This is a genomic window from Ideonella sp. P3_A4 (assembly GCF_056403075.1).
This window is the reverse complement of record NZ_JBFUGE010000435.1, coordinates 1-5,055: the sequence shown is the minus strand read 5'-3', so window position 1 is coordinate 5,055 and position 5,055 is coordinate 1. Positions and strand designations below refer to the sequence as shown.

The following is a 5,055-nucleotide window of genomic DNA, read 5'->3' as shown; positions in this document are numbered from 1 at the left end:
AGACCGAGCCGCCTTGTTCGGCAGCCAGCCAGCGCGACACGGTCGGCACCAGCGCAATCGCGAAGATCGCCACGAAGGCGATCCAGGCAAGGGCCTGACGGTGGTGTCGGATGCTGTGCACGGTGCGCGGATTGTAGGGACCGACCCTGAGCAAGCGTTGCGCGGCGCCATGTCCGGCCCGCCAAACGCGATAATCCCTGTATGTCCATCCAGACCGATGATTTMGGCTTGCCCGAGCGCGCGGCGTCTCGCGTGGTCACTGCCAGCGCCGCCTCGCCGCAGGAAGAAGCGCTCGAACGCGCGCTGCGGCCCAAGGGCCTGGCCGAGTACGTGGGCCAGGCGAAGGCCCGCGAACAGCTGGAGATCTTCATCGGCGCGGCCAAGAAGCGCAGCGAGGCGATGGACCACGTGCTGCTGTTCGGCCCGCCCGGTCTGGGCAAGACCACGCTGTCGCACATCATCGCCAACGAGCTGGGCGTGAACCTGCGCCAGACCAGCGGCCCTGTGCTCGAAAAGCCGAAGGACTTGGCGGCGATCCTGACGAACCTCGAGCGCAACGATGTGCTCTTCATCGACGAGATCCACCGGCTCAGCCCGGTCGTCGAAGAAATCCTCTACCCCGCGCTGGAGGACTACCAGATCGACATCATGATCGGCGAGGGCCCGGCCGCGCGCTCTATCAAGCTCGACCTGCAACCGTTCACGCTCGTCGGCGCCACCACGCGCGCCGGCATGCTGACCAACCCGCTGCGCGACCGCTTCGGCATCGTCGCGCGGCTGGAGTTCTATACGCCCGAAGAGCTGACGCGCATCGTCACGCGCTCGGCCGGCTTGTTGAACGTGCCGATCGACGCTGCCGGCGCGACAGAGATCGCACGCCGCTCACGCGGCACGCCGCGCATCGCCAACCGGCTGCTGCGCCGCGTGCGCGACTATGCCGATGTCAAAGGCAACGGCCGCATCGACAAGACGATCGCCGACCTCGCGCTGAAGATGCTCGACGTCGACCCGGTCGGCTTCGACGTGATGGACCGCAAGCTGCTCGAAGCCGTGGTGCACCGCTTCGACGGTGGGCCGGTCGGGCTCGACAACGTCGCTGCCGCGATCGGCGAAGAGCCCGGCACGATCGAAGACGTGATCGAGCCCTACCTGATCCAGCAGGGTTACCTGCAACGTACCCCGCGCGGCCGCGTGGCCACGCTGATGGCTTACCGCCATCTCGGACTGACACCGCCCCCGCGTGGCGGCACGGACCTGTTCGAGGGCTGAGCGTCCCCGCCTTGCGCCACCGCAGGAGCGTTCGACGAATCCAGCGCCGACCTGTTGGAGCGAAGCCCGGGCGTCGGGCGGCCCTGGCACGCACGCCATCTAGGGGGTGGCGCTAGGGGGTGGCGCTAGGGGGTGGCGCTAGGGGGTGGCGCTAGGGGGACGGACGCGGTTTCCGGCACCCGCCTGGACCTAACATGACCGCTTGGCGACAGGGAGAACAGCCATGACGGAAGTCACCCAATTGCTCTCGAATGCCCGGGCCGGCGATGCGCCGGCCATCGGCCGCCTCTACGAGCTGCTTTACGCTGAGCTCAGCCGGATTGCCCGCGCGCGGGTGCGCCACGCCGGCCACCGCATGATGCTGGACACCGTGACCCTGGTGCACGAGACCTACCTGCGCATGCTCAAGCTGAACCGGCTTCAGGTGGAAAACCGCTCCCACTTCCTGGCCTACAGCGCGCGCGTGATGCGCTCGGTGGTGGTCGACATCGCCCGCGGGCTGCAGGTCGAGCGGCACGGCGGCAGGCCGTCCTCGTCACGCTGAACACGGCCGCCGCGAATGGGCTGCCCGCTGGCAGCGACGAGGTACTGGGCGTCCACGAGGCGCTGCTGGAGCTCGAACAGATCGATCCTCGCTTGGCGCGGGTGGTGGAGATGCGCTACTTCGTCGGCCTGGAAGGCGCCGAGATCGCTGAAGCCCTGGGCGTCGGGCTGCGCACCGTCGAGCGCGATTGGGCCAAGGCGCGCGGCTACCTCTATCGCGCACTGATGCCGCATTGACCGGCCCGGGGCCCGCGTCATGACGCCTTCCGCCGCGCAATGGTCCGAGGCCCTGGCGCTGTACGGCCAGGCGCTCGATCTGCCCACCGAGCGACGCGATGCATGGGCCACCGCCTTGCGCGTGTCCGAGCCTGTTGCTCGCGCGCTACGCCAGCTGCTCGACGACCGCAGAGCCATCGAGACCGGTCGGTTCCTCGAGCATGGGCCAGTGCTCGCCACGTCCGCATCGCTGGCGCCGGGTCTCCCGCCAGTCCCACGGCCGGAGCGCATCGGGCCCTATCGGCTGCTGCGTGAACTCGGCAAGGGGGGCATGAGCACGGTCTATCTGGCCGAGCGCGATGACGCACAACTCAAGCGGCAAGTGGCGTTGAAATTGCCCCATGCCGGCCCCGGGCAGCGCGCGCTGGCGCAGCGCCTGCTGCGCGAACGTGACGCACTGGTCGGGCTGGAGCATCCGAACATCGCCCGCCTGTACGACGTGGTGCTGACCGGCGACGGCGTGCCTTGCCTGGTGCTGGAGTTCATCGAAGGCGAGCCCATCGACGCCTATTGCGCCCGGCATGCCCTGGACCTGGCCGCCCGCTTGCGCCTGTTCTCCCAAGCGCTGCGCGCGGTGCAATTCGCCCATTCGCATTTGGTGCTGCATCGCGACCTGAAGCCTTCGAACATCCTGGTCAGCACCCACGGCGAGGTGAAGCTGCTGGACTTCGGGATCGCCAAGATGCTCGACGAGCGCGCGGACGGCGTGACCAGTGCACTGACCCGCCATGGCGGCGCTCCGATGACGCCGGACTACGCCGCTCCCGAGCAAATTGCCGGCGGCCCGCTGGGCACCGCCTGCGACGTCTATGCAATGGGCGTGCTGCTCTACGAACTGATGACGGGTGTGAGGGCCTATCGCCTGCCCCGCGGCACCCGGGGCGAGCTCGAAGAGGCCATCTTGGCCGCTGACCCGCTGCGGCCTAGCGAGCGCTGGCGGCAGCGTCCGGCGCAAGACGCGCTGCCCTTCAGCGGCACGCCCGCCGGCCTGCGCCGGCTGCTCTCGGGCGACCTGGACGTGATCGTCCTGCACGCGCTGCGCAAACAGCCGAACCAGCGCTACGCCACCGCCGACGCCTTCTCGCTCGACTTGCAGCGCTGGCTGGCCAGCGAGCCGATTGCCGCGCATCCGGACCGGCCGGGTGACCGCCTGCTGCGTTTCATGCAGCGCCACTGTCTGGTGGTGGTTGCCGGGGCTCTGGTATCACTGTCGGTGATCGGCGGCCTGGCCGCGGCGCTGTGGCAAGCGAGCGTGGCGCAGGCCGAGGCGCGCAAGTCGCTGGCAATCAAGGAGTTCCTGATCGGTTTGTTCGAAGCCGGCAGCCTGAACCAGGCCGACGCAGCGCGAAAGAGCCGCCAAACGGTGCGCGAACTGTTGGAGCACAGCGCCACCGCGCTGCGCAACAGCGGACTGGGCCAGCAGCCCGAGATGCGCAGTGAGGTGCAAGGGCTCGTGGGCCGTTTGTTGAGCGACCTTGCGCTGACCGACAGCGCGCTGGCACTGCGCCACGCGCGCGCGGAGCAGTTGGCCGCCCGCGATGCGCCGCTGCCCGAACGCGGCGAGGCCCTGCGCGAACTGGCCCAGACCCACGAACAGCGTGGGGAGTCCGACCTGGCGCGGGCCACTCTCTTGACGGCGGTCGCGCTGCTGAAGGACGACGCTCGCTCGCCGGTGCAGGTTCAGCGCTGGGCGGCAGAAAGCGCGCTTGGCCGCATGGACCTGTTCAGCGCGCACATCGAGGAGGCGCGCGCACGCATCGAGCCTTCAACGGAGGCGCTGGGCCGCCTCACGCCCAATTCAGACTTGGCCGCAGACGCTTTGGCGGACCTGTCGCTGCTGCGGCATGAACAAGGCCGGCCCGACGAGGCCCTGGCCTTACAGCATCAAGCTCTGGACATCAAGGTCCGCCTGTTCGCCGGCCAGGGCGCCCGGCTGGCTCGGGAACGCTTTCGCCACGCCATGATGCTGTGGCAACCACTGGGCGACCTGGGCGCGGCCGAGCCCGAAATGCAGCGCGCCTGGCGGGAGATGCAAGCCTCAGCGGGCCCCGAGCACGTGGACACCGCGCTCATCGAGCTGCAGTGGGGTCTGCTGCAGTTGTACCGGGGCGACGAGGCCGGTGCGCTGAGCCTGCTGGCCCATGCACGAGGTGTCCTGGAGCGCGAGGCCGGTCGCATCGATCCGGACCATCTCCTGTCGGCGCGGCTGTACCTTGTCGAGGTCCACTTGCAGGCCGGCCGATTCGATCAGGCCGCGCCGCTGTTGGCCGGCGCGCGGTCCGACCTGGCGGCGCAGCCAGAGGCTGGTTCGCTGCTGTGGCGCCAATACGCCGATCTGCAACAGGTGGAACTGTGGAGCCACGTGCGCGAGGATGCCCGCGCGCTCGAGTTGTTGGCCCAGTGGCGCGCGCGGCTCACGCCTTCGGGCGATGCGCTGCAAGGCCCGGAGCTCATCGACTTGATGCAACGCGAAGCCGCCGTTCATCAGGCGGCCGGGCGACCTGCGCGGGCCTTGGCCATCCTGGACGAGTTGGTGCGCAGAGCCCCGTCGAGCGAGTCGGATCCGGTGGTGGCGGCGCGACGTTGCGGCGTGTTGCTGGATCTGGGCCGTGGGGCCGAGGCCTTGCCGTTGGCCCAGACCCAGTTCGATGCCATTCAGGCCAAGCCGGTCAGGCTGCGCCTGCAGACGGAGAACGCCGCCGCCCACCAGCGCCTGGCGCGTGCCTGGATCGCCGTCGGTGACCCGCAGCGGGCGCTGCCCCTGCTCGAACAGGCTCGGGCCCTGTATGCCGGAGCCGGGGAGGATCACCTCTTCCTGGCGGCGCTTCGGGCTCGCCATGGCCAGGCGCTGGCGGCCACCGGCCAATGGGCCGAGGCACGCCGCGAGATCGACCTGGCGGTGGCCACGATGCGCCGCCAGCCACGGCTGGGCCCGGTCTGGTGGCAGGCCGTGAGCGACGCTGAATC

General features: G+C 69.5%; 4 protein-coding genes. All 4 read left to right on the top strand.

Going from position 1 to position 5,055, the window contains the following annotated elements; genetic code table 11:
• Positions 1–201: 201 nt before the first annotated feature.
• Complete coding sequence (gene ruvB, locus AC1DYI_RS26145) at positions 202–1,269, top strand: Holliday junction branch migration DNA helicase RuvB (RefSeq protein WP_477207052.1); 1,068 nt, start codon at positions 202–204, stop codon at positions 1,267–1,269.
• A 223-nt stretch (positions 1,270–1,492) separates the two neighbouring features.
• On the top strand, positions 1,493–1,813 hold the full coding sequence (locus tag AC1DYI_RS26140; protein WP_477207051.1) for an ECF-type sigma factor: 321 nt from the start codon (positions 1,493–1,495) through the stop codon (positions 1,811–1,813).
• Positions 1,810–2,049 (top strand): ECF-type sigma factor, encoded by a 240-nt coding sequence (locus AC1DYI_RS26135; protein WP_477207053.1) that lies wholly within the window; start codon positions 1,810–1,812, stop codon positions 2,047–2,049. Before AC1DYI_RS26140 ends, AC1DYI_RS26135 begins: the two co-directional genes overlap by 4 nt.
• 19 nt (positions 2,050–2,068) lie before the next feature.
• On the top strand, positions 2,069–5,055 hold a 2,987-nt coding region (locus AC1DYI_RS26130; RefSeq protein WP_477207050.1), incomplete at its 3' end, for a serine/threonine-protein kinase.

Bases quoted from the DNA above. Each gene is read 5' to 3' on its own strand.
- AC1DYI_RS26140 (WP_477207051.1), top strand. From the start codon at position 1,493: ATGACGGAAGTCACCCAATTGCTCTCGAATGCCCGGGCCGGCGATGCG.